This window comes from Neisseria sp. CCUG17229 (assembly GCF_047839235.1).
GTDB classification, from domain to species: Bacteria; Pseudomonadota; Gammaproteobacteria; order Burkholderiales; family Neisseriaceae; genus Neisseria; species Neisseria brasiliensis.
The window spans coordinates 1,438,432-1,464,420 of sequence record NZ_CP181247.1 but is presented as its reverse complement, the minus strand read 5'-3'; the positions used below and the strand labels follow the sequence as shown (position 1 = coordinate 1,464,420).

At 48.9% G+C, this 25,989-nt stretch carries 27 protein-coding genes and 3 tRNA genes; 15 read left to right on the top strand and 15 right to left on the bottom strand.

The genetic code is table 11. From position 1 onward, the window contains the following. Window positions 1–6: 6 nt before the first annotated feature. On the bottom strand, window positions 7–663 hold the full coding sequence (locus tag ACM67B_RS07030) for a response regulator (RefSeq protein WP_095503400.1): 657 nt from the start codon (window positions 661–663) through the stop codon (window positions 7–9). Beyond that, window positions 660–2,546 carry a histidine kinase gene (locus ACM67B_RS07025; protein WP_416189037.1) on the bottom strand — a complete coding sequence of 629 codons (1,887 nt, stop codon included), beginning with the start codon at window positions 2,544–2,546 and terminating at the stop codon, window positions 660–662. The genes ACM67B_RS07030 and ACM67B_RS07025 overlap by 4 nt, the downstream gene beginning before the upstream one ends. A gap of 204 nt (window positions 2,547–2,750) precedes the next feature. On the opposite strand from ACM67B_RS07025, the gene ACM67B_RS07020 reads away from it, so the two are divergent. The 4 genes from ACM67B_RS07020 to glp are packed head-to-tail and all read left to right on the top strand — an operon-like array spanning window position 2,751 to window position 5,239. After that, window positions 2,751–2,999, top strand: a complete 249-nt coding sequence (locus tag ACM67B_RS07020; RefSeq protein WP_416189036.1) for a MoaD/ThiS family protein — start codon at window positions 2,751–2,753, stop codon at window positions 2,997–2,999. Window position 3,000: 1 nt separating this feature from the next. After that, on the top strand, window positions 3,001–3,465 hold the full coding sequence (locus ACM67B_RS07015) for a molybdenum cofactor biosynthesis protein MoaE (protein ID WP_416189035.1): 465 nt from the start codon (window positions 3,001–3,003) through the stop codon (window positions 3,463–3,465). Continuing rightward, window positions 3,462–4,040 (top strand): molybdenum cofactor guanylyltransferase MobA, encoded by a 579-nt coding sequence (gene mobA, locus ACM67B_RS07010; RefSeq protein WP_416189034.1) that lies wholly within the window; start codon window positions 3,462–3,464, stop codon window positions 4,038–4,040. The genes ACM67B_RS07015 and mobA overlap by 4 nt, the downstream gene beginning before the upstream one ends. Further along, window positions 4,037–5,239 (top strand): gephyrin-like molybdotransferase Glp, encoded by a 1,203-nt coding sequence (gene glp / locus ACM67B_RS07005; protein WP_416189033.1) that lies wholly within the window; start codon window positions 4,037–4,039, stop codon window positions 5,237–5,239. The genes mobA and glp overlap by 4 nt, the downstream gene beginning before the upstream one ends. 48 nt (window positions 5,240–5,287) lie before the next feature. On the opposite strand, the gene ACM67B_RS07000 is transcribed toward glp, so the two are convergent. The 10 genes from ACM67B_RS07000 to leuC all read right to left on the bottom strand — a co-directional run bounded on the left by ACM67B_RS07000 (window position 5,288) and on the right by leuC (window position 12,132). After that, window positions 5,288–5,854 (bottom strand): peptidylprolyl isomerase, encoded by a 567-nt coding sequence (locus ACM67B_RS07000; protein ID WP_416189032.1) that lies wholly within the window; start codon window positions 5,852–5,854, stop codon window positions 5,288–5,290. 144 nt (window positions 5,855–5,998) lie between these two features. After that, window positions 5,999–6,562, bottom strand: coding sequence for a YceI family protein (locus ACM67B_RS06995; RefSeq protein ID WP_416189031.1), 564 nt, complete (start codon window positions 6,560–6,562; stop codon window positions 5,999–6,001). A 190-nt stretch (window positions 6,563–6,752) separates the two neighbouring features. After that, window positions 6,753–7,823 (bottom strand): 3-isopropylmalate dehydrogenase, encoded by a 1,071-nt coding sequence (gene leuB / locus ACM67B_RS06990; RefSeq protein WP_416189030.1) that lies wholly within the window; start codon window positions 7,821–7,823, stop codon window positions 6,753–6,755. Window positions 7,824–7,867: 44 nt separating this feature from the next. After that, entirely contained in the window at window positions 7,868–8,071 is a 204-nt protein-coding gene (locus ACM67B_RS06985) for a hypothetical protein (protein WP_416189029.1), read from the bottom strand. Between the two features lie 37 nt (window positions 8,072–8,108). Next, window positions 8,109–8,573, bottom strand: a complete 465-nt coding sequence (locus ACM67B_RS06980; RefSeq protein WP_095503409.1) for a YhcH/YjgK/YiaL family protein — start codon at window positions 8,571–8,573, stop codon at window positions 8,109–8,111. 49 nt (window positions 8,574–8,622) lie between these two features. Continuing rightward, window positions 8,623–9,423 (bottom strand): cation transporter, encoded by an 801-nt coding sequence (locus tag ACM67B_RS06975; protein ID WP_416189028.1) that lies wholly within the window; start codon window positions 9,421–9,423, stop codon window positions 8,623–8,625. Between the two features lie 139 nt (window positions 9,424–9,562). Continuing rightward, the gene (leuD, locus tag ACM67B_RS06970) at window positions 9,563–10,201 is read right to left on the bottom strand and encodes a 3-isopropylmalate dehydratase small subunit (protein ID WP_095503411.1); all 639 of its coding nucleotides are present in this window, start codon (window positions 10,199–10,201) and stop codon (window positions 9,563–9,565) included. Window positions 10,202–10,272: 71 nt separating this feature from the next. Beyond that, window positions 10,273–10,410, bottom strand: a complete 138-nt coding sequence (locus ACM67B_RS06965; RefSeq protein ID WP_416189027.1) for an entericidin A/B family lipoprotein — start codon at window positions 10,408–10,410, stop codon at window positions 10,273–10,275. Between the two features lie 33 nt (window positions 10,411–10,443). Beyond that, window positions 10,444–10,581 carry an entericidin A/B family lipoprotein gene (locus ACM67B_RS06960; protein ID WP_095503413.1) on the bottom strand — a complete coding sequence of 46 codons (138 nt, stop codon included), beginning with the start codon at window positions 10,579–10,581 and terminating at the stop codon, window positions 10,444–10,446. 144 nt (window positions 10,582–10,725) lie between these two features. Further along, a complete protein-coding gene (leuC, locus tag ACM67B_RS06955; RefSeq protein WP_416189026.1) occupies window positions 10,726–12,132 on the bottom strand; it encodes a 3-isopropylmalate dehydratase large subunit in 1,407 nt (468 codons plus the stop codon). 335 nt (window positions 12,133–12,467) lie between these two features. Between leuC and gyrA the strand changes: the two genes are divergently transcribed. Both gyrA and ACM67B_RS06945 read left to right on the top strand, forming a co-directional pair. Further along, a complete protein-coding gene (gene gyrA / locus ACM67B_RS06950; RefSeq protein ID WP_416189025.1) occupies window positions 12,468–15,254 on the top strand; it encodes a DNA gyrase subunit A in 2,787 nt (928 codons plus the stop codon). Between the two features lie 102 nt (window positions 15,255–15,356). Beyond that, a complete protein-coding gene (locus ACM67B_RS06945) occupies window positions 15,357–16,163 on the top strand; it encodes a GIY-YIG nuclease family protein (RefSeq protein WP_416189024.1) in 807 nt (268 codons plus the stop codon). 34 nt (window positions 16,164–16,197) lie between these two features. Here the strand turns inward: ACM67B_RS06945 and ACM67B_RS06940 are convergent, their stop codons facing one another. Next, entirely contained in the window at window positions 16,198–16,797 is a 600-nt protein-coding gene (locus ACM67B_RS06940) for an NUDIX hydrolase (RefSeq protein WP_416189023.1), read from the bottom strand. A 245-nt stretch (window positions 16,798–17,042) separates the two neighbouring features. Here ACM67B_RS06940 and ACM67B_RS06935 point away from each other — a divergent pair, with 245 nt between their 5' ends. From ACM67B_RS06935 to ACM67B_RS06900, 8 genes are all read left to right on the top strand, one after another. Then, window positions 17,043–18,920, top strand: coding sequence for a tetratricopeptide repeat protein (locus ACM67B_RS06935; RefSeq protein WP_416189022.1), 1,878 nt, complete (start codon window positions 17,043–17,045; stop codon window positions 18,918–18,920). Window positions 18,921–18,983: 63 nt separating this feature from the next. Beyond that, on the top strand, window positions 18,984–19,568 hold the full coding sequence (lolB, locus tag ACM67B_RS06930; protein WP_416190537.1) for a lipoprotein insertase outer membrane protein LolB: 585 nt from the start codon (window positions 18,984–18,986) through the stop codon (window positions 19,566–19,568). Window positions 19,569–19,577: 9 nt separating this feature from the next. Further along, on the top strand, window positions 19,578–20,423 hold the full coding sequence (ispE, locus tag ACM67B_RS06925; protein WP_416189021.1) for a 4-(cytidine 5'-diphospho)-2-C-methyl-D-erythritol kinase: 846 nt from the start codon (window positions 19,578–19,580) through the stop codon (window positions 20,421–20,423). Window positions 20,424–20,433: 10 nt separating this feature from the next. Then, window positions 20,434–20,509: transfer RNA gene (locus ACM67B_RS06920), tRNA-Gln, on the top strand. A gap of 12 nt (window positions 20,510–20,521) precedes the next feature. Next, window positions 20,522–20,597 (top strand) — tRNA-Gln (locus ACM67B_RS06915). 11 nt (window positions 20,598–20,608) lie between these two features. Further along, window positions 20,609–20,684: transfer RNA gene (locus tag ACM67B_RS06910), tRNA-Gln, on the top strand. 184 nt (window positions 20,685–20,868) lie between these two features. After that, entirely contained in the window at window positions 20,869–21,858 is a 990-nt protein-coding gene (locus ACM67B_RS06905) for a ribose-phosphate pyrophosphokinase (protein WP_416189020.1), read from the top strand. Between the two features lie 67 nt (window positions 21,859–21,925). Beyond that, complete coding sequence (locus ACM67B_RS06900; RefSeq protein ID WP_416189019.1) at window positions 21,926–22,498, top strand: 50S ribosomal protein L25/general stress protein Ctc; 573 nt, start codon at window positions 21,926–21,928, stop codon at window positions 22,496–22,498. A 134-nt stretch (window positions 22,499–22,632) separates the two neighbouring features. Here the strand turns inward: ACM67B_RS06900 and ACM67B_RS06895 are convergent, their stop codons facing one another. Continuing rightward, on the bottom strand, window positions 22,633–23,751 hold the full coding sequence (locus ACM67B_RS06895; RefSeq protein WP_416189018.1) for an S-(hydroxymethyl)glutathione dehydrogenase/class III alcohol dehydrogenase: 1,119 nt from the start codon (window positions 23,749–23,751) through the stop codon (window positions 22,633–22,635). A 125-nt stretch (window positions 23,752–23,876) separates the two neighbouring features. Between ACM67B_RS06895 and mpl the strand changes: the two genes are divergently transcribed. Further along, the gene (mpl, locus tag ACM67B_RS06890) at window positions 23,877–25,253 is read left to right on the top strand and encodes a UDP-N-acetylmuramate:L-alanyl-gamma-D-glutamyl-meso-diaminopimelate ligase (protein WP_416189017.1); all 1,377 of its coding nucleotides are present in this window, start codon (window positions 23,877–23,879) and stop codon (window positions 25,251–25,253) included. A 61-nt stretch (window positions 25,254–25,314) separates the two neighbouring features. Here the strand turns inward: mpl and ACM67B_RS06885 are convergent, their stop codons facing one another. Continuing rightward, the gene (locus tag ACM67B_RS06885; RefSeq protein ID WP_416189016.1) at window positions 25,315–25,836 is read right to left on the bottom strand and encodes a Dps family protein; all 522 of its coding nucleotides are present in this window, start codon (window positions 25,834–25,836) and stop codon (window positions 25,315–25,317) included. Window positions 25,837–25,989: the final 153 nt, after the last annotated feature.

Sequence of the window (25,989 nt, the reverse complement as noted above, 5' to 3'; positions counted from 1 at the left end):
TTAACGTTAAATTCCTTCAGGCTGCGGCACTTTATGTTGCACCGCATAAACCGCGGCCTGTACGCGGCTGCTTAAATTCAGTTTGCGTAAAATATTTTGCACATGCACTTTAATTGTCGATTCGGCCAAATCCAAATGGCGGGCGATGACTTTATTGCTGTGGCCGGCGGCAAGATAGCCCAAGATTTCCAATTCGCGCGGGGTGAGAGCAGACAACGCTACATCGGTACGCGGTGCGGCTGGGGAAATCAGGGATTGCACCAAGCGCGAGGTCATTTCCGGTGAGAATACATTGTCGCCATCAACTGCTTTGCGGATGCTGTCGAGCAGGAAATCGGCGTTGATGTTTTTCAACAAGAAACCGCGCGCGCCGATGCGCATACATTCGGTCAAATCATCGCTGTCTTCGGAAACGGTAAGCATAATCACGGTCTGGTTGGGATTGGCACTCAAAATCTGCGCCAAGGCTTCGCGGCCGTTCATGACCGGCATATCCAAGTCGAGCAAGACAATATCGGGCTTTTGCTGCTCAACCAATTTCACGCCCGACAGGCCGTCTGAAGCTTCGCCAATGACTTCAAAATCGTTTTGGCGGGAAAGCAGCGCTTTGATGCCGCTGCGAAACAGGGTGTGGTCGTCAATCAAGATAATTTGAATACTCATGATGCGGTTCTCTTATGTTGCGGTAACACTAAGGTTACGGTGGTTCCTTTGTGGGGTTGCGAGGCGACATCCAACACAGCATCGATGCGGCGGGCGCGTTCTTGCATAATGCCGAGTCCAACGTGTTCGCCAGATAAGCTGTCGATGGTGTCGGTGTCGAATCCTATGCCGTTGTCACTGATTTTTAGGGTGAAATCTTGACGGTTAATCAGGCTCACATCCACTTTATCGGCTTGCGCGTGTTTGCGGATATTCGACAGGCTTTCCTGCAAAATAAAGATGATTTGCAGCTGCTCGTCATGGTTGAGCCAGCCGCCTTCTTCAATCCAGGTGGTGTTCACTTCAATTTGCGTTTGCTGCTCGAATCGTGCCAGTAGCGTCGATACCGCTTCGGGGAAATCTTTGTTGCTAAGCTTGGTGCGGAAATTCAGCAGCAATTCGCGCACATCGTCGTAGCATTCCTGCACGCCGTCTTTGATGAAGCGGATGTTTTCATCCACTTGCTCTTTCTGTTCGGCATTGTACGCGCTTTCGAGCATTTGCACCTGTAAATTTAAAAAGGTCAGCGTTTGCGCAATGCTGTCGTGCAAGCCTTGGGCGATTAAGTTGCGCTCCTGTAAAACCGCCAGCAAGCGGCGCTCTTGGGCAAAGCGGCTGTTGGAAATCGACACGCCCAATTGGCTGCTTAAGGTTTGCAGCAATTCTTGATCGCTTTGGCTTAAGGTGTGGCCGTCTGAAAAATACAATGTGAATAAGCCCAGCTCTTCTTTTTTATAAGTAATCGGGAACACGGCCATTTGCTCGAAGCGCGGATGCTTGATGGCAATCAGACGGCCTTTGTGTTCGCTGTTGAGATAATGCAGCGGCAGGTTTTCGATTGAGTCGGAAAACCCGCTATCCAAATCGGCATAAGGCTCGGCTTGTGAATCTTCCGGTAAGCCTAAGCTGGCAACCAAATCAGAGCGTTTGTGTTCGGCATCAAATAAATGCACGCTGCCGGCAATCGCGGCCACAGCGGGTAGGGTGCGGCCTAAAAATTCGGTAGCGGCGGTTTTGGGTTGGTGGATTTGGTGCAAATCGCGCGTGGTTTGGTAGAGCAGCGCCAAATCGCGGTTTTGCCGCTCAAGGTCTTCCGTTTGGCGCGCCACTTGGCCTTCCAAGTCGGTATAAAGCGTCTTCAGGCTGGTGCTCATTTGATTGAAGCCCTTATTCACTTGGGCAAACTCGCGGATATAGTCGGTGTTGATTTCCGTACCGAATTCACCGCGCCCGATGGCGCGCACGCCCGCGCTCAAGGCTTCCAATGGGCGGATAATCCACGCATAGTGCAAGCTGATCATGAAACCGGCTGCCACAAAAATCATCAGAATCAAGGCCATCTGAAAGCGGCGCAGCCATTGGGTGTTTTCTTCGTTGGCATTTTCCAAAGCCTGCACGAACAAATCCAAATTACCGGCAAAGCGGTATAAATCCTTATTGTCAGGCAATTGATTGGCTTCTAAAGACGGGCGGATTTTGTGCTGCCAATCGTCCATCAGGCTGGTTTGAATCAAGGTGGAATTCATGGCATTGCCGGAACGAGAAGGCAAGAGCGGCTTGATGACATCGCTTTCGCTGACCTTCAGCAAAGTGTGTTCAAACGCTTTAATCTGTTGGCGCACATGTTCGGCAGGTTCTTTTTCGTGTACCAAATGGGTCAAGCGATAGGTTTGCATGCGCAGACTGCCGGCATGATTAATGGCTGTGCCGGCACCTTCCAGCCGCCATGATAAAATCAAGGTGAATACGACTGAAAACAAGGCTGAGCTGACCCACAATACGGTCAGAAATTTGAGCCGCGCCGAAAGGCTGGGGCCGTCTGAAAATTGGGCTAATCTGTTCATGATGATGGCAATTAAATGATGCCTTAAAAATAGCATTGTTTGGTCTAAATCACAATAATGCAAAGAAATGTATTTATCGGCTAGAATTTCATGCGGATTCGTGTAAAATCCAGTTATGATAAAATTCAATTTATATGAACATTTTGCAGGCTTGATGGTAAAAGCTTTTCAGACGGCCTGCAAAACCACTCTTGAAAATTTCGCATGATTACCATTTTATATTTCGGTGTTTTAAAACAAAAATTACAAACCGCCCAAGAGCAAATCGAATGGCAGGGCGGTAATGGCCGTGATTTGCTGGCCTTGTTGCACGCGCGCGGTGACGATTGGGCAGAAGCCTTGGCTGTCGGCAATATTTTCCGTTTGGTGGTGGATAAAAAAATCAGCACATGGGAAACCGATATTCCCGATGGTGCTGAAGTCGGCTTGCTGCCGCCGGTAACAGGGGGCTGATATGCAGGTTGATATCCGCATCCAAACACAGGATTTTCAGTTGCAGCAAGAATACGACTTATTGCTCATGCAAGGCCGTAATATTGGCGCGGTGGTCGGCTTTGTCGGCTTGGTGCGCGACCGTGATACCGATACGCCTTTGCAAAGCCTGTTTCTCGAACATTTTCCCGAAGTGACCGAAAACGAAATCGCCCGTATTGTTCAGACGGCCGCCGAACGCTGGCCGCTGACCGCCTGTACCATCATTCACCGTGTGGGCGAACTGCGTGCTGATGAGCAAATCGTGCTGGTGTTGGCGGCTTCCGAGCATCGCAAAGCAGCGTTTGCCGCCGCCGAATTCATCATGGATTATTTGAAAACCGAAGCGCCGTTTTGGAAAAAAGAAACCTTTTCAGATGGCCTCGAACGTTGGGTAGAAGCCAAACAGAGCGACCAAGCGGCCGCGCAGCAATGGAACACACCATGAAAACGTACGCACTTATTCTCGCCGGCGGACAAGGCAGCCGCATGGGCGGAGTGGATAAAGGCTTGGTCGAATGGCAGGGCAAGCCCTTGATTGATCATGTGATCGGGCGGATTGCGCCGCAAGTCGATCACATTGCCATCAGCGCCAACCGCAATTTGGAAGAATACGCCCGCCGCAGTCCGCATGTGTTTGCCGATGCGCGCCAATGGCATCATTTGGGCCCTTTGGCGGCTTTGTGTACGGCGGCCAATGATTTGCAGCTGGCCAAAGCCGATTGGCTCTTAATTGTGTCGTGCGATATGCCCAAGCTGCCCGAAGATTTGGTGGCACGTTTTTTAGCGGTGGCCAAGCGCACGCCTTTATGTAATGCGTTTTATGTGGAAACACCCGAACGCCAGCAATACAGCATTATGTTTATCCGCCCGCAGATTCTGCAAAGCGCCGTGCCATATCTTTATGCCGGTATGCGCACGATACGCGGCTGGCTGCAGCAGCAACGCGCGCGCGCAGTGAATTTTGATTCGGATAAATGTTTCGTGAATTACAACACGCCTGAAGATTTGAAAGAAGCATGATGATTGATTTTGAAGTAGCGCTTGCGGCTTTGCTGGAGCAACACCCATGCCGTCTGAAAACGGTCACGCTGCCTTTGGCTCAAACCGCCAACCTAGTTTTGGCGCAGAGTCTGCACGCCAAATATCCAAGCCCGATGTTTGACAACAGCGCGATGGATGGCTACGCAGTATGCGACAACGAAGGCAGCTTGCGCGAATTTCGCATTACCGACCGCATTCAAGCTGGTGAAACGGCAGAAAATCCGTTGGCGCAAGGTGAAGCGGTACGCATTTTTACCGGTGCACCATTGCCGCCGAACACCACTGCTGTAGTGATGCAGGAGCAAACCGAAACCGACGGCGAACGTTTGCTGGTCAATGCCGACATTCAAGCCGGACAAAACATGCGCCTGAAAGCCGAAGAAATCGAAGTCGGCCAAGAATTATTGGCACAAGGCACGGTATTAAACATGGCCGCTTTAGGCTTGGCCGCTTCGCAAGGCTATGCTGAATTGACTGTGTATGAGCCTTTGAAAGTACAGGTATTTTCTACCGGTAACGAGTTGGTCGAACCTGGCCAAGCGCTTTCAGACGGCCAAATCTACGATGCCAACCGCTATCAATTGCTGGCTTGGTTGCAACAATTAGGCTTGCAGGTGAGCGACGGTGGCATTTTGCCCGATGACTTGGCGCAAACTGAAGCAGCCTTAGCCGCAGCTGCCGAGCAATTCGATGTGGTGATTACCAGCGGTGGCGCATCTGTGGGTGAGGCAGATTATTTGAAGCAGGCGATTGAGCACATCGGCTCGCTGACCATGCACACTTTGGCCATCAAGCCGGGCAAACCGTTTGCATGGGGATACATCGGCGAATGCAAAATCTTTATCTTACCAGGCAATCCTGTGGCCACGTTTGCCACATCTAATATGCTGTTGCTGCCGGTGTTGAACAAACTGGCCGGCAAGCAGGCAAAACATTGGCATTTGCCGAAAGTTACGGCCAAAGCCGCCTTTCAAACCAAAAAAGCCATCAAGCGCCGCGAGTTTTTACGCGTGGTGTTAGAAAATGGCGAAGCTGGCGAGACGGTGGTGAAACTATTGCCGAACCAAGGCAGCGCAATGTTGAGCACTTGTACGGCTGCTGATGCTTTGTGTGAAGTGCCGGCAGGGCAAACGGTGAATGAAGGCGATGGTGTCAGCGTTTATTTGTTGCCGAATTGATGTTTTATAATTGAAAAAGGCCGTCTGAATTTCAGACGGCCTTTTGTGTTATTTGATGATGCTGACTTTTTGAATCACTACGGGTTTCACCGGCACATTTTGGTGGAAGCCGCGGGTAGCGGTTTGCACTTTGCTGATTTTGTTTACCACGTCCATGCCGGAAGTGACTTTGCCGAAAACCGCATAGCCATAACCTTGTGGCGTGGCGCTTTTGAAGTTGAGAAAATCATTGTTGGCGGTATTGATGAAAAATTGGCTGGTGGCCGAATTCGGATTGGCGGTACGCGCCATGGCGATGGTGCCGACGGTGTTTTTCAAGCCGTTGTTGGCTTCGTTGGCAATCGCTTTATCGGTGGTTTTCTGCGCCATGTTTTCAGTAAAACCGCCGCCTTGAATCATAAAATTATCAATCACGCGGTGAAAAATAGTATTGTTGTAAAAGCCTTTTTCGGCATAGCTGACAAAGTTGGCGACTGTTTTTGGTGCTTTGGCTTCGTCCAGCGACAATTCGATTTTGCCCATATTGGTTTCAATCACGGCGCGGGTTTCGGCTTGGGCGGCAAATACTGCGCTCAACATCAGTGCGCCTAAGGTCAATTTTGTTACAGTGTTCATGTGCGTTTCCTATATTATTGGCATGCATTCAGGATAAATTTTGAATGCGCTATTATCGGCTTTTTCTGTGTGAAAAATAGACAAGAAAACGTAAAAGGCCGTCTGAAACTTTACCTTTCAGACGGCCTTTTAGCTGCTTAAGTATTATTGTTTCACGGCTTCGATTTGGATATCCAATTTCACTTTTTTGGCCATGCCGCTGTCAACCAAATAATTCATGCCCCATTTGGTGCGGTCGATGGTGGTTGAGAAGTCGCCGCCACACACTTCGGCTTTGGCCATCGGGCTGTCGTAGCAGTTGAATTTTTCGGCTTTCAGTTTCACAGGGTGGGTTTTGCCCAACAAGGTCAGGTTGCCGTCAACAGAAGTCAATTTTTTGCCAACGTAGTTGAATTTGGTCGAAACAAAGCGCATTTCCGGGAATTTTTCGGCATTGAATAAATCCGCTGATTTCAGATGGCCGGTAAAGCGCTCAGAACCGGTTTGCAAAGTATTCACCGGAATCGTAATGTCGATTTTGCCTTGACGTTTGGCTTTGTCGAAATCAACAGTACCGCTCAAGCCGTAGAAACCGCCGACGTTGGTGCTGGTGTTGAAGTGGTCGATGGCAAAGCGGGCATTGGTGTGGGCTTCGTCAACTTTGTAAGTTGCAGCAGAAGCAGAAGCGGTGACGGCAGCAGCCAATACGGTAAAAATCATTTTCTTCATATCGATATCCTTTGTAAGAGCGAATGGGAATGAATACATCAAATATTACAAAAACATCTTAACATAGTTAGTGCAAATAAACGTTTCCTGATGGTTAATTCTCTATTTGATTAATGTTGATGATGGTAGAGAATATGAAACGGAAACATTAAAAAATGCGTGGTAGCTACCACGCATTTTTCAGACGGCCTTACAGTGCAGCCAATACGGCATCGCCCATTTCCGAGCAAGAAACCAGCTTGGTGCCTTCTTCGAAAATATCGCCGGTGCGGAAGCCTTGTTTCAACACGGTTTGCACGGCTTGTTCGATTTGCTGCGCGCGTGCTTCGTCGTTCAGGCTGTAGCGTACCAACATCGCCAACGACAAAATAGTCGCCAGCGGATTGGCTTTGTTTTGGCCTGCGATGTCTGGTGCGGAACCGTGAGAAGGCTCATACAAACCTTTGTTGTTTTCATTCAGAGAAGCTGAAGGCAACATGCCGATAGAGCCGGTGAGCATGGATGCTTCATCACTTAAAATATCACCGAAAATATTACCGGTGGCAATCACGTCGAATTGTTTTGGTGCGCGTACCAACTGCATGGCGGCGTTGTCGACATACATATGGCTCAATTCCACATCGGGATATTCTTTGCCGATTTCTTCAAAAATTTCGCGCCATAATTCGGTGGTTTCCAATACGTTGGCTTTGCCCACAGAGCAGACTTTTTTATTGCGCTTTTGTGCTGCTTGGAAAGCAACATGGGCGATGCGGCGGATTTCGCTTTCACTGTATTTCATGGTGTTGAAACCTTCACGCTCGCCGTTTTCTAAGGTACGGATGCCGCGAGGTTCGCCGAAATAAATGTCGCCGGTGAGTTCGCGCACAATCAGAATATCCAAGCCGGCCACCACTTCAGGCTTTAAAGTAGAAGCATTGGCCAATTCAGGATACAAAATGGCAGGGCGTAGATTAGCAAATAAATTCAGGTCTTTACGAATGGCTAACAAGCCGCGTTCCGGACGCAGCGGACGGTCGAGATTGTCGTATTGCGGACCGCCTACCGAACCCAGCAATACCGCATCGGCTTTGCGACACAGGTTTTGCGTGAATTCAGGGTAAGGCTGGCCGTATTGGTCGTAGGCTTCGCCGCCCAAAGGCGCGTATTCGTAAGCGATATCCAGACCTCGCTCGATTAATTTGTCTAATACGCGCACGGCTTGGCCGATGATTTCAGGGCCGATACCGTCGCCGCGAAGAATGGCGATTTGTTTGGTCATTGTTGATTTCCTTTATGAATAAAAGAGTGAGAAATGGGGAAGGGTTATCGTGTGCTGCCGTGATTTACTCGATGGTGAAATTGTCGTAAGTCATGGCATACATCAAGCCGGAAAATGGCAATGTTTTTGGCTTCGGCGCGGTTGAGCACGGTTTCGAAATCTTGCTCGGAAACATAAATAATGCTTTCGGCATCGAAGCCGTCATTTAAGTTTTCCAAGCCTTCAAACAGATATTCTTTGGTCTTCATGATTTTAATAAGAAGTAAGTTTCAGACGGCCTATTGATTAAGATTCGCGGGTTTCCAATGTACGGATTTTAAACACGGCTTTGCGAATCGTAGGGGCATCGCCGACCAGCGGTGCATGACCGTCGTTGGGGAAAAACAGCACAAATTCGCCCGGCTCGATATCCAGCCAAGTTTCGGGTGCGCAATCAAAAAATTCAATGTCTTTTTCTTCTTGATAGCCCAAACCATTTTTCAGACGGCCTCGGTCTATCCAGCCATATGTTTCCACGCCGCTGATGGGTACTTGAATGTCGATGTGTTTGATGTGGGCTTCCGGCTGGGCGGCTTCGCGTGTGCGCATGGCTTCGTTGCCGACAAATAGGCGGATATTGGGATTGTCGCAGGGGTATTGCCCGTCTGGCAGTTGACTGAAGTCCAGCGTTTGCAGCAATGCAATGGCATCGGCAAAGTCGGGGTGCAGGGCGGCATAGCGTTGGGCGTTGGCAATGGTGTCGGTAATCATGGCGTAATCAGTGTTGAACGTGAATGAAGGGTTTCAGACGGCCTTTTCATTATTGCTTGGCAAGCTGCAAGATTTTAACCGCGCCGCGTGCCACTAAGCCAAACACAACCAGGCCGATAATCAGGTCGGGATAAGCCGAATGTGTCAGTAAGGTCAGGATACCGGCCGCAATCACGCCCAGATTCACAATCACATCGTTAGACGTAAAAATCATACTGGCCTGCATATGCGCCTCGCGGCTTTTGCTTTTTTGCAATAGGTAAAGGCAGAGGGCGTTTCCGGCCAAGGCCAGCAGCGAAACGCCAATCATCAAGCCGACATCCGGCATGCCTTCCCAGCCGAAGAAGCGGCGAACCACTTCGCTGAATCCCAAAATGGCTAAGACAAGTTGCAAATAGCCGGCAGCGCGTGCGGTTAGTTTCTTACGCGCGGCAGTGGTGCCAACGGCAAGCAAAGCCATGCCGTACACCAAGCTATCGGCCAGCATGTCCAAGCTGTCGGCCAATAAGCCCATCGAGCCGGCCAACCAACCGCTGACGGATTCAAACACAAAAAAGAACAGGTTAATCGCCAACACCTGCCACAATAAGGTGCGTTCTTTATGGTCTTGAGTGTTTTCAGCCAATGGGGCAGTGTTTAATTCGCTGCTTTCCAAGCGGCTGTCGAAATTCAGCGGCGCAAGTGCCTGTAAGATTTCATCAGCGCTGCCATGGTGATAGGCAGTCATGCGGCGGTTGGGAATGTCAAACTCAAGCGCATGAATGCCTTCGATAGCGCCCAGCTTCATCCGAATCATTTGCTCTTCTGAAGGGCAATCCATTTTCGTGATATGGAAAATACTTTTCTGCATAAGGCAAACCTGTTTCAGACGGCCTATATGGATTGGAATAAAGAAAGTAGGTGAATTTCAGACGGCATAGTATGTGCGCATTTATCCGCAGGTCGGGTAAACACAGTTTGTATGTGTTTACCCGACTTGTTTGGATTTTTTAGTGATACAACCAAGGTTGCGCGGCTTTGCGTTTTTCTTCAAAGGCTTTGATTTCATCTGCGTGTTGCAGCGTCAAGCCGATTTCGTCTAAGCCGTTGAGTAGGCAGTGTTTGCGGTGTTCGGTGATGTCGAAAGTGAACACATCGCCGCTTGGCGTGGTCACAGTTTGTGCTTCCAAATCGATATTTAGTGAATAGCCTTCTTGTGCTTCAACTTCTTTAAACAATTGGTCGACTTGCTCTTCAGTCAACACGATTGGCAATAAGCCGTTTTTGTAGCAGTTGTTGAAGAAAATATCGGCAAATGAAGGGGCAATGACGGCGCGGAAGCCGTAGTCGTCCAATGCCCATGGCGCGTGTTCGCGTGATGAGCCGCAGCCGAAGTTTTTACGGGTCAGCAAAACCTGTGCGCCTTGATAGCGGGGCTGGTTGAGGGAAAAATCGGGATTAAGCGGGCGTTTGCTGTTGTCCATGCCCGGTTCTCCGTGGTCAAGATAGCGCCATTCGTCAAAGGCATTAGGGCCAAAGCCGCTGCGTTTGATGGATTTTAAGAATTGTTTCGGGATGATGGCATCGGTATCGACGTTGCTGCGGTCAAGCGGAGCAACGAGGGCGGTAATTTTGGTAAATGCTTTCATGGTCTGTACTTTTTCGTTTATTTAAGATTCTAAAATGCCCCGATTCACGGGGCATTTACTTTAGCTGATGATTAGTAGCTTTTTACTTCTTCAGCAGTATTGCTCACAGCGTTACCGGCAGCTTTCACATCTTTGCCCACACCTGAAATGGTGTTGCAAGCAGACAGCAAAGTCATAGCAGTCAAAGCGATCAATGCAAATTTTTTCATATTGAATTCCCTATGTAGAAGTTGAGCTAATGATTAGTAGCTTTTTACAGATTCAGCGGAATTGCTGACTGCATTACCGGCTGCTTTTACATCTTTGCCTGCTCCTGAAATGGTGTTACAAGCAGACAAAAGTGTCATGGCGGTCAAAGCGATCAATGCAAATTTTTTCATTTGAAGCTCCTTATGGTTTGAAAAGTACAGCCTGTTTTGCTGTACTTCTTATAATATCCACCATCTTTCTAAATAGCAATAGTTAATGTGAATATATAAATATTTAAATATCTTTAAATATCAACGTGCTATTGTCAGATAGTTTCACAGGCAGCGCACATCCACAAATCGGCCGTTCACCGCAGCTGCAGCAGCCATGGCCGGGCTGACCAAATGGGTACGGCCGCCGTTGCCTTGTCGGCCTTCAAAGTTGCGGTTGGAGGTAGAAGCGCAGCGCTGTTGCGGCTCTAAACGGTCGGCATTCATTGCCAAACACATTGAGCAACCTGGTTCGCGCCATTCAAAGCCGGCATCGATAAAGATTTTGTCCAAACCTTCTTGTTCGGCTTGTGCTTTTACTAAGCCTGAACCCGGTACGATTAACACGCGTTGAACGTTATCGGCTTTTTTACGGCCTTTGGCTACGGCTGCAGCTTCGCGTAAGTCTTCGATTCGGCTGTTGGTGCAAGAACCAATGAATACGATGTCAACCGGAATTTCGTTTAACGGCGTATCGGCTTCCAAGCCCATGTATTCCAAAGCGCGTTCCATGCCGCTGCGTTTGACCGGGTCGGTTTCGTTGGCCGGATTCGGCACTTTACCGTTGATGTCGAGCACCATTTCCGGTGAAGTGCCCCAAGTGACTTGCGGCTCAATGTCTTCGGCTTTGAAACGGAATACTTTATCGAATTGGGCACCTTCATCGGAAACCAATGTGCGCCAGTATTCAACGGCTTTATCCCATGCCTCACCTTTCGGTGCGAATGGTTTGTCTTTAACGTAATCAATGGTGGTTTGGTCAACCGACACCATGCCTGAACGCGCACCGGCTTCAATAGCCATGTTGCACAAAGTCATGCGGCCTTCCATTGACAGGCTGTGAATCGCTTCTCCGTCAAATTCAATGGCATAGCCCGTGCCGCCGGCGGTACCGATTTGGCCGATGATGTATAAGGCCACATCTTTGGCGGTCACACCTGGTTTCAGACGGCCTGATACTTCAATCAGCATAGATTTGGATTTTTTGGCGGTAATGCACTGGGTGGCCATGGTGTGTTCGACTTCAGACGTACCGATGCCGTGTGCCAATGCACCAAATGCGCCGTGGGTGGAAGTGTGCGAGTCGCCGCATACTACAGTCATACCAGGCAGGGTAGCACCTTGTTCAGGTCCCATCACATGCACAATACCTTGTCCTTTGTCCATAAACGGAAAGTAAGCCAATGCGCCAAATTCTTTAATGTTTTTGTCTAAGGTGTCGACTTGCAGCTTAGAAATCGGGTCTTGAATGCCTTTGTCCCAATCGCCGGTCGGGGTGTTGTGGTCGGCGGTGGAAACCACGCTGTCGATGCGCCACAATTTGCGGCCGGCCATTTTCAAGCCTTCAAAAGCTTGCGGGCTGGTAACTTCGTGTACCAGATGACGGTCGATATAAAGCAGAACGGTGCCGTCTTCTTCTTCGCGGACGACGTGGCTATTCCAAAGTTTGTCGTAGAGGGTTTGTGCGCTCATGGTGTGTTCTTTTATGAATGGGTAGTGGTGAATAGTATGTGGGGGAATATTAGACTTATTAACTTAGAAAAGCAACTGATTTTGTCTAATTTTTATCTGAAAAATAAAAATCCGCCAAATTTTAAGAAAATTTTAGACAATTTGTACAATTTTATTTTTGAGTTTGGCTATTTTGTTACATTTATGCCTTTGTTTTTGCCTTGAGTGAAATAGGCCGTTTGAACGCATTTTGGATTCAGACAGTCTGTTGTCAAAATGATTGCTTGCGGTTAGGTGATGATGCAGTTTTGTGGTAAAATCACGCGTAATTATTGCTATAAGAAATGCTAGGAATCATGACAGACGCAACAGTCCGCAACGACCATAAGTTTGCACTCGAAACCATCCCGGTAAGCCTTGAAGATGAAATGCGCAAAAGCTACCTCGATTACGCCATGAGCGTGATTGTGGGGCGCGCGCTGCCAGATGTGCGCGATGGCCTGAAGCCGGTTCACCGCCGTGTGCTTTATGCCATGCACGAATTGAAAAACAACTGGAATGCTTCTTACAAGAAATCTGCCCGTATTGTCGGTGACGTGATCGGTAAATACCACCCACACGGCGACAGCGCGGTTTACGATACCATTGTGCGTATGGCGCAGGATTTCTCTATGCGCTATATGCTGGTTGATGGTCAGGGTAATTTTGGTTCGGTGGATGGTGACGGCGCGGCAGCCATGCGTTATACCGAAATCCGTATGGCAAAAATCGCTCATGAAATGCTGGCCGACATTGAAGAAGAAACGGTGAATTTCGGCCCGAACTACGACGGCAGCGAGCATGAGCCGCTGGTGTTGCCGACCCGTTTCCCGGCATTGCTGGTAAATGGTTCTTCAGGTATTGCCGTGGGTATGGCAACCAATATTCCGCCGCATAACCTGACCGATACGATTAATGCTTGTATGCAATTGTTGGACGAGCCTGAAACCGACATCGATACCTTAATTGACATCATCAAAGCGCCTGATTTTCCTACCGGTGCAACTATTTACGGCATGAGCGGCGTGCGTGAAGGCTATAAAACCGGCCGCGGCCGCGTGGTGATGCGCGGCAAAACGCACATCGAGCCAATCGGTAAAAATGGCGAACGCGAAGCGATTGTGATTGACGAGATTCCGTATCAAGTCAACAAAGCCAAATTGGTTGAAAAAATCGGCGATTTGGTGCGCGAGAAAACTTTGGAAGGCATTTCCGATCTGCGCGACGAATCGGATAAATCCGGTATGCGCGTGGTGATTGAGTTAAAACGCAACGAAAATTCAGAAGTCGTTTTAAATCAACTGTATAAATTAACCCAGCTGCAAGACAGTTTCGGCATCAATATGGTGGCTTTGGTCGATGGCCAGCCGCGTTTGCTGAATCTGAAGCAAATCTTAAGCGAGTTTATCCGCCACCGCCGCGAAGTGGTGACCCGCCGTACCTTGTGTCGCCTGAAAAAAGCGCGCCATGAAGGTCATATCGCCGAAGGTAAAGCGGTGGCGTTGTCGAATATTGACGAGATGATTCGGTTGATTAAAGAATCAGCCAACGCGCCGGAAGCCAAAGAAAAATTATTGGCGCGTGCATGGCGCAGCAGTTTGGTGGAAGAGATGCTCGGCCGCACTGATTTGGATTTGCGCATGGCGCGTCCGGAAGGTTTGCCGGAAAACTTGGGCTTGCAAGGCCAAGGTTATTATCTGAGCGAATTGCAAGCCGATGCCATTTTGCGCATGAGCTTGCGCAACCTAACCGGCTTGGATCAAGAAGAAATTGTTGCCGATTATAAAGCAATTATGGCAAAAATCATTGATTTCTTGGATATTTTAGCTAAGCCTGAACGCATTACCCAAATCATCCGCGAAGAATTGGAAGATACCCGCGCTAATTTCGGTGACGAGCGTCGTAGTGAAATCAATCCGTTTGGCGGCGATATTGCCGATGAAGACTTGATTCCACAGCGCGAAATGGTGGTGACACTCACTCACGGTGGCTACATCAAAACCCAACCGACCACCGATTATCAAGCGCAACGTCGCGGCGGGCGTGGCAAGCAGGCGGCAGCCACTAAAGAAGAAGACTTCATCGAATCTTTGTTTGTGGCCAATACACATGATTATTTGATGTGTTTTACTAATTTCGGCAAATGCCACTGGATTAAAGTGTACAAACTGCCGGAAGGCGGACGCAACAGCCGTGGCCGCCCGATTAACAACGTGATTCAGCTGGAAGAAGGCGAAAAAGTCAGCGCGATTTTGGCGGTACGCGAATTCCCTGAAGACCAATATGTATTCTTCGCCACTGCACAAGGCATGGTGAAAAAAGTGCAGTTATCGGCGTTTAAAAACGTACGCAGCCAAGGCATTAAAGCCATTGCTTTGAAAGAGGGCGATTACTTGGTCGGCGCGGCGCAAACCAGCGGTGCGGACGACATCATGCTGTTCTCTAATTTGGGTAAAGCCATCCGCTTTAACGAATATTGGGAACGTAGCGGCGGCGATGAAGGCGAAGATACTGACATCGATAATGAAAATGACGTTTCAGACGGCCTCGATGATGAAGCAGTAGAGGCTGATAACGAAAACGCCCTGCCTAGCGGCAAACACGGCGTGCGACCTTCCGGTCGTGGCAGTGGCGGTTTGCGCGGTATGCGTTTACCGGCAGAAGGTAAAATCGTTAGCCTGATTACTTTCTCACCTGAATGTGAACAAAGCGCGCTGCAAGTGTTGACGGCCACCGCCAACGGCTACGGTAAACGCACGCCGATTGCTGATTACAGCCGTAAAAATAAAGGCGGCCAAGGCAATATCGCCATCAACACCGGCGAGCGCAACGGTGATTTAGTCGCGGCCACTTTGGTGGAAGAATGCGACGATTTGATGCTGATTACCAGCGGCGGCGTACTGATTCGCACCAAAGTTGAGCAAATCCGTGAAACCGGTCGCGCTGCAGCAGGTGTGCGCCTGATTAATTTGGACGAAGGCGAAACCTTGGTGAGCTTGGAGCGTGTGGCGGAAGAGCCGGAAGTAGAAGCGGCTGAAGAAGGCGAGGCGCTGGATAACGTTGCTGCGCCAATCGAAGGTGAAAACGATTCAAGCGAAGCATGATAAAACATTAAATTAAATAATATTTTCGAGGCCGTCTGAAAAGGTTTGTATCTTTTCAGACGGCCTTTTAATGAAAATCATTGAAATAAGAAGGACACAGTTTTGAAGCAAGGTTGGGTGTATGTATTGACCAATCAGGGCATGCCCGGTTTGATTAAAATCGGCTTTACCAAAAACCTGCCACAAGAGCGGGCGCGGGCGCTGTATGGTACGGGCGTGGCTTATCCGTTTGAGGTGGCGTATCAGGTGCGCTGCCATCAGTATCCGCAAGTTGAGCGCGAGGTGCATGCGCGATTAAGCGACAAGCGAGTCAATGGTGGTCGTGAATTTTTTGCTTGTTCGGTTGAAGAAGCGGCGCAAGTTATCCGACAATGCGCCGGTAAAAACCTGATTTCGGCACAAGATTTGCGTACGGGTGAGGTGTGGCAAAATAAGCCGTCTGGAAAAATAAATGTTCAGACGGCCTCGCATCATTGGCGGATTCGTCATTATTTGATTGGTGGCGGCTTGGTTTTGGCTATTGTTTGGCTTGCTTGGTTAGGTTTTCGTAATGCAGATGACACAGTTGAGTTAAGTGAAGCGAAACAAGTCATAGGTTATGTGCCCGGCAAAATCGGCAAAGAAGACATCAATATCCGTGCTTGCTCATCAACCGAATGCAGCGTAATTTCTGTTTTGCCGGCCAATCAAAAAATCCAAATCAAGCCAAACACGCGCACGGCGAAAAACTGGGTATATGCTGAATTTCAAGGCGATGTGTGTTATCCAGAGCATTATGAGCGTGGACAAGGCTGCCGATCATGGGCGCAGAATAATATTGTCGAAGGTTGGGTCTATGCCAATAATTTGGCCGGACAAAATACCCAACCGGCCAAGCGTTCGGATTCTTTGTTTGATTCGTTATTTTGATGATACAGGTCTGAGGCCGTCTGAAAATATGCGTTCAGATGGCCTTACAATATTGTTGATAGCGTTCGGCCAAACCATAAAGAATCACCGCGGTTAAGCCCCAAATATCGTAATGTTGGAAAGGCAGCGTCGGCATGGCGATGGTTTTGCCTTGATGTTGCAGCGGCCGCATTTCGTAATGCTGCAGATTCATCACAAAATCAAACGGCACATAAAACACTTCCGCCACTTCGTCCGGATTGGTTTGAATATGCGGATTACCAGTAGAGAGCGCAGGAATGGGATGCACTTCATAACCTGATGGCGTGTAGTGCGGTGGCAGAGCGGGAAAGGTTTGCCAAGTTTGCGGCAAAATGCCGACTTCTTCGTGTGTTTCGCGTAAGGCGGTTTGGGTTAAGTTGAGGTCTTGCGGCTCGTAGCGGCCACCGGCTAGGGCGATTTGGCCGGTGTGGTGGCGCAGCGAGCCGGAACGGCGGGTAAACAATATCTGCCATTGTTCATCTTTTTTGACCACGGCCAATAAAACCGCCGCCACTTTGCATTCGGCCGGATTGAGAAAACGGTTGCGCAAATTTTGGGTGGAGCTGTCAAACTCGTGCGCGCGCAGCAGGAAATCGGAAAGCGGTCGGGTCATGGGAGGTATCCGTAACGTGTTTACATGATTATATTATAGTCGCTTAAAATATAAATAAGGTAAGGCGGCAGCCAACTGCCGTGTATAGCCAGTACATAAGATTGCTGGCGACACTATTATTTTTATTTTAAACGACTATACATTAGCTTTACGGTTGCTTAAATCTACAAATCAAACGGCTTGTGATAAAGTTATGCCTAAACTAAAGGCCGTCTGAACACAGTCGGCGATGTAAAGGAATGATTATGTTTTTTGCCCCTTCCCGTGTCCGCGCTGTGGCTGCAGCGGTGATGATGTTGTTTGCCGTTGAAAGTTATGCGGCCAACGAAATCAAGGTTCAGCCCAAAGCGGCCAAAGAAGTAAAAGAGCTGATTCAGAAAAAAAGCCGCTACACGCCCGAAGAGCGTGAATTGGAGCGCCAGCGTCGTGTAAGCGTGATTGATCGCGCCAATACCGTGTTTACCTTATTGGGCGGTGAAATGGCATTGCAAAAAGGCGATGCTGGCACGGCTTTAGTAACGTATATGGTGTCGCTCAACCGCACCAAATCGCCGGAAGTGGCCGAGCGTGCCTTAGAAATGGCAGTGTCACTCAATGCATTTGAACAAGCTGAGATGATTTATCAGAAATGGCGCGAAATTGAGCCGGTGCCGGGGGCGGCGCAAAAACGCATGGCTTGGGTACGCGATTTACTGATGGGCAATGCCGACCAAAAATTAAGTGGCTTGGATGATGTGTTGCACAATGCCACTGAAGAGCAAACGCAGCGTATCTTCTTGCTGTTGGCGCAAGCAGCGGTTCAACAGCAAGGCTTGGCGGAAAAAGCGGGCAGAGAAGTGCATAAAGCGGCGAAAAAATATCCCGATATGCCGGAAGCGGCGATTGCCGATGTAATTTTCAGCGCGCAAGAAGGTGACGAACGCCATGCGGTAGAAGCCATGCAGCGCTTGGCTATGTTGGATGCGGAAATTTTGCCACCGACCTTATTAACCATGCGTTTGGTGGCGCAACGCCAGCCGCAAATGCTCAACCGCTTTTTTGAAGAAACCAATACCGCTGATTTGTCACCGGTGTGGCAGGAGTTGGAAATCAGCAGCCTGATTGCCTCGAGACAGTTGGATAAAGCCTATTCGCGTCTGCAACAATTATTGGCAGCCAATCCGAATGCCGATTTGTATGTTCAGGCGGCCTTATTGTCGGCGAGCCGTAAAGAAGATATTTCGGTCACCGAAAATTATTTGGAAAAAGCCTACAATACCGGCACACGCGAGCAGCAAGGCCACGCAGCGATTATCGGTGCCATGCGTTATGCGGATATGAAAAATTATGCCGATGCCAAAAGATGGGTGAATAAAATCAGCGCGCCGGAATATGCGTTTGATAAAGCGGTGTTGAAAGCTTCGATTGCGGCAGAAGAAGGCAATATGGCCGCAGCCTTAACCGAAGCCCGCCGTGCAGAAAAGCTGCCTGAGCAGCAAGGCAGATTCTTTGGTGCGGCAGAATTGCAGCGTGTTTATTTGTTTGCTTTGGCGCAAAGCGATAAACCGCAAACCGCATTAGCAGAATTGAATCAGATGATGGCCAAAGTCGCCAAGCAGCCTGAAGCTGCCGAGCGTTTGCCGGATATTCTGTATCAACGTGCGATGGTTTACGAAAAATTAGGCCAGCATGAAAAAGCCATTGCCGATTTGCGCCGCTATAATGATTTGAATCCCAATAGTGCCAGCGGCATGAATGCTTTGGGCTATACTTTATTGATTATGCCTAATGGCAAACCATATTTTGATGAAGCGTTTCAGTTGATTCAGACGGCCTACCATTTGGAGCCAGAGTCTGCCGCAATTAACGACAGCTTGGGTTGGGCTTATTACCTGAAAGGCGATGCGCAAGCAGCCTTGCCGTATTTGGAATATGCTTATCGCGAGTATCCCGATGCGGAAGTAGCGGCGCACTTGGGTGAAGTGTTGTGGCAATTGGGTCAACAAGAGCAAGCCAAACAAATTTGGCGAGATGGTTTGCAACAAGAGGGCGATCAAGCCTTGTTAAAAGCGACCATGAAACGCTTTGGCGTGGCGGTGCCGAATGCGCAACCTGTGCGCAAAGAAAAACCTAAAGCAAGATAATACGAGGCCGTCTGAAAATATCGTCGTTTTCAGACGACCTGACTGAAGCAATTCGGAGTGATGATGAAGTTTAAATTATATGTATCTACTTTGGCAGCCTTGGTATTGGCAGCGTGTGCCCAACCCAATATGCCGCAGCAAAACGGTTGGCCGCAAGCGGATAACACAAGCGACTTTACCGCAGAAGGCCGCTTGGCAGTAAAAATGGACGGCAAAGGTTCGTATGCCAATTTTGATTGGGCGTATCAAAACCAAGTGCAAACCATCAACGTGAATACCCCATTGGGCAATACGGTCGGCCAATTGTGCCAAGATAAGCAGGGCGTATTGGCGGTGGACAACAAAGGGCAGGTTTATCATGCCCAAACCGCAGCGCAATTAAGCCAGCAATTATTAGGTTTTGAATTGCCGGTGCAATATCTGCATATTTGGGCAAATGGTAAGCGCGTGGCCGGTGCGCCGTATCAATTGCTTTCAGACGGCCGTTTGCAGCAATTCGATTGGACCATCAGCCGAACACTCAATCAAGCAGGCCAAGCACGCGTATTGTTGTTGGAAAGCGCGAAATTGAGCGTGCGACTGGTGTTTGATGAAATGGATACCCAGCCGGAACCGACTGCGCAACAACAATGCGCCGCCCGTGGCTAAGGAGGCCGTATGAACATTCCGCAGCATGCGCAAGCTTTTTTAGCGCCGGCTAAGTTAAACTTGGATTTGCGCATTACCGGCCGCAGAGCAGACGGTTATCACGAATTGGAAAGCATTTTTTGCCTGATTGGCTTGTATGACACTGTTTATCTGGCTTTGCGCGACGATGGCCAGATTGTGCTGCACACGCCTGTCGAAGGAGTGACGCAGGAGCAGGATTTGGCCTATCGTGCAGCGGCTGCATTAAAAACGCATACCCAATCTGCCGGTGGTGTGGATATTTGGTTGGACAAAAAGATTCCAATGGGTGGCGGATTAGGTGGAGGCAGCTCCGATGCGGCAACGGTTTTGCTGGCGTTAAACCGATTATGGCAATGCGGCTTGAGCGAGCAAGAATTGATTGATTTGGGTGTTACGCTGGGTGCCGATGTACCGTTTTTTATCTTTGGTCGCAGCGCATTTGCGCGTGGTGTCGGAGAGAGATTAATCGAAATAGATGTGCCAAAACAATGGTATGTTATTGTGAAGCCTGATGTGCATGTGGCAACCGGCAAAATTTTTTCCCATCCGCACTTGACACGCGATTCCAAACCAAGCATAATGCCTGCTTTCCAAGCATTACAGCCGTTTCGCAATGATATGCAGGCGGTGGTGTTTCAGGAGTATCCTGAAGTTTGGGAAGCTTATCTTGAGATGTCGAAGCATGGTGACGCATTAATGACCGGTTCCGGTGCGTGTATTTTTATTCCATGTCAGCTTCAAGAAGAAGCAGAAAATATATACCAACAAGTTTCTAAAATATATGAAGCATATTGTGTTGAAGGTTTAGCTGTTCATCCTTTGTTTCATGTGTAAGTGAACTAGTTGGGGAGTCGTCAAGCGGTTAAGACACTGGATTTTGATTCCAGCATGCGAAGGTTCGAATCCTTCCTCCCCAGCCATCCACACTTTGTTGGGGAGTCGTCAAGCGGTTAAGACACTGGATTTTGATTCCAGCATGCGAAGGTTCGAATCCTTCCTCCCCAGCCAACACCCTTTATTGGGGAGTCGTCAAGCGGTTAAGACACTGGATTTTGATTCCAGCATGCGAAGGTTCGAATCCTTCCTCCCCAGCCAAATAAAAGCGTGTAAGTTTTCTTACACGCTTTTTTATGTTGTAAATTGACGAATTTATCTGCTGAATCCTTGGGTTTGTGTCTTATTTTGCGTATAATGTCGGGCTTAACGTCAATGTACACAAGCAGAGGAAAGCAAGATGTTTTCTGAGCAATGTTTGAATCAAAAATCAGGTGAAAATGATATGGCCGCATATGATAGTTTGATGGTATTTACCGGTAATGCCAATCCCGATTTAGCCCAACGTGTTGTGAAACACTTGGATATTTCATTGGGCGAAGCCAATGTAAGCAAATTCTCCGATGGTGAAGTCGCCATTGAATTATTGGAAAATGTACGCGGCCGCGATGTATTCATTCTGCAGCCGACTTGTGCGCCAACCAATGACAACCTGATGGAAATTCTGACCATGGCAGATGCCTTGAAGCGTGCCTCTGCCGGCCGTATTACTGCCGCGATTCCTTATTTCGGCTATGCCCGCCAAGACCGCCGCCCGCGTTCGGTTCGTGTGCCGATTTCGGCCAAGTTGGTTGCCAATATGTTGTATTCAGCCGGTATCGACCGCGTGTTGACCGTTGATTTGCATGCCGACCAAATCCAAGGCTTCTTTGATATTCCAGTGGACAATATTTATGCCACGCCGGTTTTGCTCAATGACATTGCCCAGCAACGCATCGAAAACCTGACCGTCGTCAGCCCTGATATCGGTGGTGTGGTGCGTGCGCGTGCAGTAGCTAAAGCGCTGAATGTGGACTTGGCGATTATCGACAAACGTCGTCCTAAAGCCAACGTTGCCGAAGTGATGAACATCATCGGTGATGTTCAAGGCCGTACTTGTTTGATTATTGACGATATGATTGATACTGCCAACACTTTGTGCAAAGCCGCTTCTGCACTGAAACAGCGCGGTGCCGAACGTGTTTTGGCTTATGCAACGCATCCTGTATTCTCTGGCGCTGCTGTGGAGCGCATTTTATCATCTGACATTGATCAGGTGGTGGTAACCGATACCATTCCGTTGTCGGAAGCGGCGAAAAATTGCGACCGCATCCGTCAAGTGACCATTGCCGGTTTGCTGGCTGAAACGGTTCGCCGTATCAGCAATGAAGAATCCGTGTCCTATCTTTTCAATGAAGAAGTGACCACAACCTTTGGTGGTATTTTGCTGCCATAACACTCAGTCGTCTTAAGCTGGTCGCGGCCGATGACGATATTTTTAATCTAATTGGAGTATTTTTATTATGTCATACGAAATTCAAGCTACTGTTCGCGAAGATCAAGGCACTGGTGCGAGCCGCCGCCTGCGTCGCGAAGGTCAAATCCCTGCCATCTTGTACGGTGAAGGCCAAGATGCCGTGGCAATCGCAGTAGACCACAAAACCATGTACTACGCATTGGAAAAAGAATCTTTCCACACTGCGTTGATCAAATTGACTTTGGAAGGTAAAACTCAAGACGTTATCGTGCGCGATTTCCAGATGCACCCATTCCGTCAACAAGTTCAACACATCGATTTCCAAGCTGTTAAAGCCGATCAAAAAGTCCGCATCCGTGTACCATTGCACGTGGTTAATGCTGAAAACTCACATGCTGTTAAATTGCAAGGTGGCCGCGTTTCTTTGCTGAACACTTCAGTAGAAGTGTACGCTTTGCCTGCTAACATTCCTGCATTCTTGGATTTGGATTGTTCTGCTGTTGTTGCCGGCGACATCTTGCACTTGTCAGACATCAAATTCCCGGAAGGCGTGGAAAGCGTTTCTCTGAAACGTGATGAAAACTTGGCTGTTGCAACCGTAACCGGTAAAAAACGCTAAGCATTCCGCACAAAAAAGCCCGCATTGGCGGGCTTTTTTTTGTCCATTTCATGACCTAAAGCGCTGAGCGACGGCTCCATAAAAGATCTCAGGTCGTCTGAATATTATTTTTCAGACGGCCTGAAACCTTATGCTCAGTAATGAATCACGCTGCGAATCGATTTGCCCTCGTGCATCAAATCAAAAGCGGTGTTGATGTCTTCCAAAGGCATGGTATGGGTAATAAAGTCGCTCAAAGCAAATTCACCACGCATATATTGGTCGATGATACCCGGTAATTCACTGCGGCCTTTCACACCGCCAAACGCCGAACCACGCCATACGCGGCCGGTAACCAATTGGAACGGACGGGTGGAAATTTCCGCACCGGCCGGTGCCACACCGATGATGATGCTTTCGCCCCAGCCTTTGTGGCAGCATTCCAAAGCCGCACGCATGACTTCCACATTGCCGATACATTCAAACGAATAATCCACACCACCGTCGGTCATTTCGATGATCACCTCTTGAATCGGCTTGTCGAAATCTTTCGGATTGACAAAATCAGTTGCGCCAAGCTTTTCAGCCAAAGCAAATTTAGACGGATTGGTGTCGATACCGATGATGCGGCTGGCGCCACTCATGCGTGCGCCGATAATCGCCGCCAAGCCAATGCCGCCCAAGCCGAAAATCGCCACGGTATCGCCGCGTTTGACTTTGGCCGTATTCATCACCGCGCCCATGCCGGTAGTGACACCACAGCCCAGCAAGCACACTTCTTTCAAATCGGCTTCAGGTTGGATTTTGGCTAAAGACACTTCGGCTACAACGGTGTATTCCGAGAAGGTTGATGTACCCATATAGTGATAAATCGGCTGACCATCTTTGAAAAAGCGTACGGTGCCATCGGGCATCAAGCCCTTGCCTTGGGTAGCGCGGACAGACGAACACAGGTTGGTTTTGCCCGAAGTACAGAATTTGCATTTGCCGCATTCGGCGGTGTAAAGCGGAATCACATGATCGCCGACGGCAAAATCAGTGACTCCTTCGCCGACAGCTTCGACAATACCGGCACCTTCATGTCCCAACACACAAGGGAATACGCCTTCCGAATCTTGTCCGCTCAATGTGTAAGCATCGGTGTGGCACACGCCGGTGGCAACAATACGCACCAACACTTCGCCTTTTTGTGGCGGCATCAAATCCAATTCTTCGATTTTTAACGGTTCATTGGGGGCCCAGGCAACGGCGGCGCGGGTTTTGATAAATTCCATGATTGACTCTCTCTGTTGTGGTTATGTGCGGGCATTATACTCCATATAAACGCTGGCCACATTTTCAGACGGCCTTCGAAGGCAATTTCCGCTATAATACCCGTTTTGAACAAGACAGCTTTATCATGAAACACATCCACATTATCGGCATCGGCGGCACCTTTATGGGCGGCGTGGCAGCCATTGCCAAAGAAGCAGGTTTTCAAGTCAGCGGCTGCGATGCCAAAATGTATCCGCCGATGAGCACCCAGCTGGAAGCCTTGGGCATTGCCGTACATGAAGGCTTTGATGCCGCCCAGCTGGATGAGTTTCAAGCCGATGTGTATGTGATTGGTAATGTCGCCAAGCGCGGCATGGACGTGGTTGAAGCCATATTAAACCGCGGCTTACCGTATATTTCCGGCCCGCAATGGTTGGCAGAAAACGTATTGCATCATCATTGGGTTTTGGGCGTAGCCGGTACACACGGCAAAACCACCACCGCTTCCATGCTGGCCTGGGTGTTGGAATATGCAGGTTTGGCGCCGGGATTTTTGATTGGCGGCGTACCGCAGAATTTCAGCGTGTCGGCGCGCTTGCCGAAAACCCCACGCCAAGATCCCAACAGCACATCACCATTTTTCGTGATTGAAGCCGACGAGTACGACACCGCATTTTTCGATAAACGCAGCAAATTCGTACATTACCGACCGCGCACCGCCATCTTAAACAATCTCGAATTTGACCATGCCGATATTTTTGCCGACTTGGGTGCGATTCAAACCCAATTTCACCATTTGGTGCGCACCGTACCTTCAGACGGCCTGATTGTAGCCAACGGCCGCGAAGAAAGCATCCACGAAACCTTAGACAAAGGCTGCTGGACACCGGTCGAGCTCTTTGGCAACCAAGCCGGCTGGCAAATCGGCGAAGCAGACAGGCAGGGCGGCTTTGACGTCTTTTTCAAAGGCGAACACGTCGGCCATGTCGCATGGGCATTATTGGGTGAACACAACCGCCTGAACGCACTGGCCGTGATTGCTGCCGCACGTCATGTCGGTGTCGATGTTCAGACGGCCTGTGAAGCCTTAGGGCAATTTCAAAACGTGAAACGCCGCATGGAAATCAAAGGCACAGTCAACGGCATAACCGTTTACGACGATTTCGCCCACCACCCGACCGCGATTAGCACCACCGTGGCCGGTTTGCGCCAAAAAGTCGGCAGCGCCCGTATCTTGGCCGTATTGGAACCACGTTCCAATACCATGAAACTTGGCATCATGAAAGCCGCGCTGCCCGAAAGTCTGCGCCAAGCCGACCAAGTATTCTGCTATGCCGGCGGCGTGGATTGGGATGTGGCCGAAGCCTTGGCACCATTGGGCGATAAATTGCACGTCGGCCAAGATTTTGAGGCTTTTGTGGCCGAGATTGTGAAACAGGCGCAAAGCGGTGATCAGATTTTGGTGATGAGTAATGGCGGTTTTGGTGGCATTCACGACAAATTGCTTGAAGCTTTGAAATAATCAAGAAGGCCGTCTGAAAGTTTCAGACGGCCTTTAAACTATATTTAAAACAATATATTAGTTACTTTTTCACACCCAAGAAAGCGTTGTACATCCAAATCAATTTCTCTTGCGCCTGCACATAGCCGGTAATCAAATCTGCCGTGCCTTCATCACCAGCCTCGTCCGCGGCTTCAATCACAGAGCGTTGCTCTTCAATCAGTTCCTGTAAACTACTAACCAAACCTTCAACGCATTCGCGACCATCAAATACGTTTTTATTCTCTTTAATGGAAGAGTGTTGAGTAAAGTCGCTATAGGCATGCAGCGGCGTGCCTGCCAGCGTCAAAATGCGCTCGGCGATTTCATCAATCTGTAATTGCAGCTCGGTATAAAGCTCTTCAAATTTGGTATGTAGCGAGAAAAAATGCTCGCCTTTAACGTTCCAATGATAGCCGCGCACATTTTGATAAAACACATGATAGCTTGACAATAAAGCATTCAGCTTCTCATTAATCGGCGCAGCCTCACTTTTTTCTAAACCAATTTGGTTGGTTTTCACTTTTTCAGCCGCAGTAGTTTTCTCTTTTTTCGCTTTAGCCATGATGATTTTCCTTTGTTTAAAATAAATAAATAGATGAAGCTATCAAGCTTCATTATTCTTGAAATCTAAGGTTAATGTAGTCCTATGGTTTGGCTTTATCAAGGTTTTTTCCAAATCTTAACTTGATTTTATCTATCAGTAGGGGTTTTCATT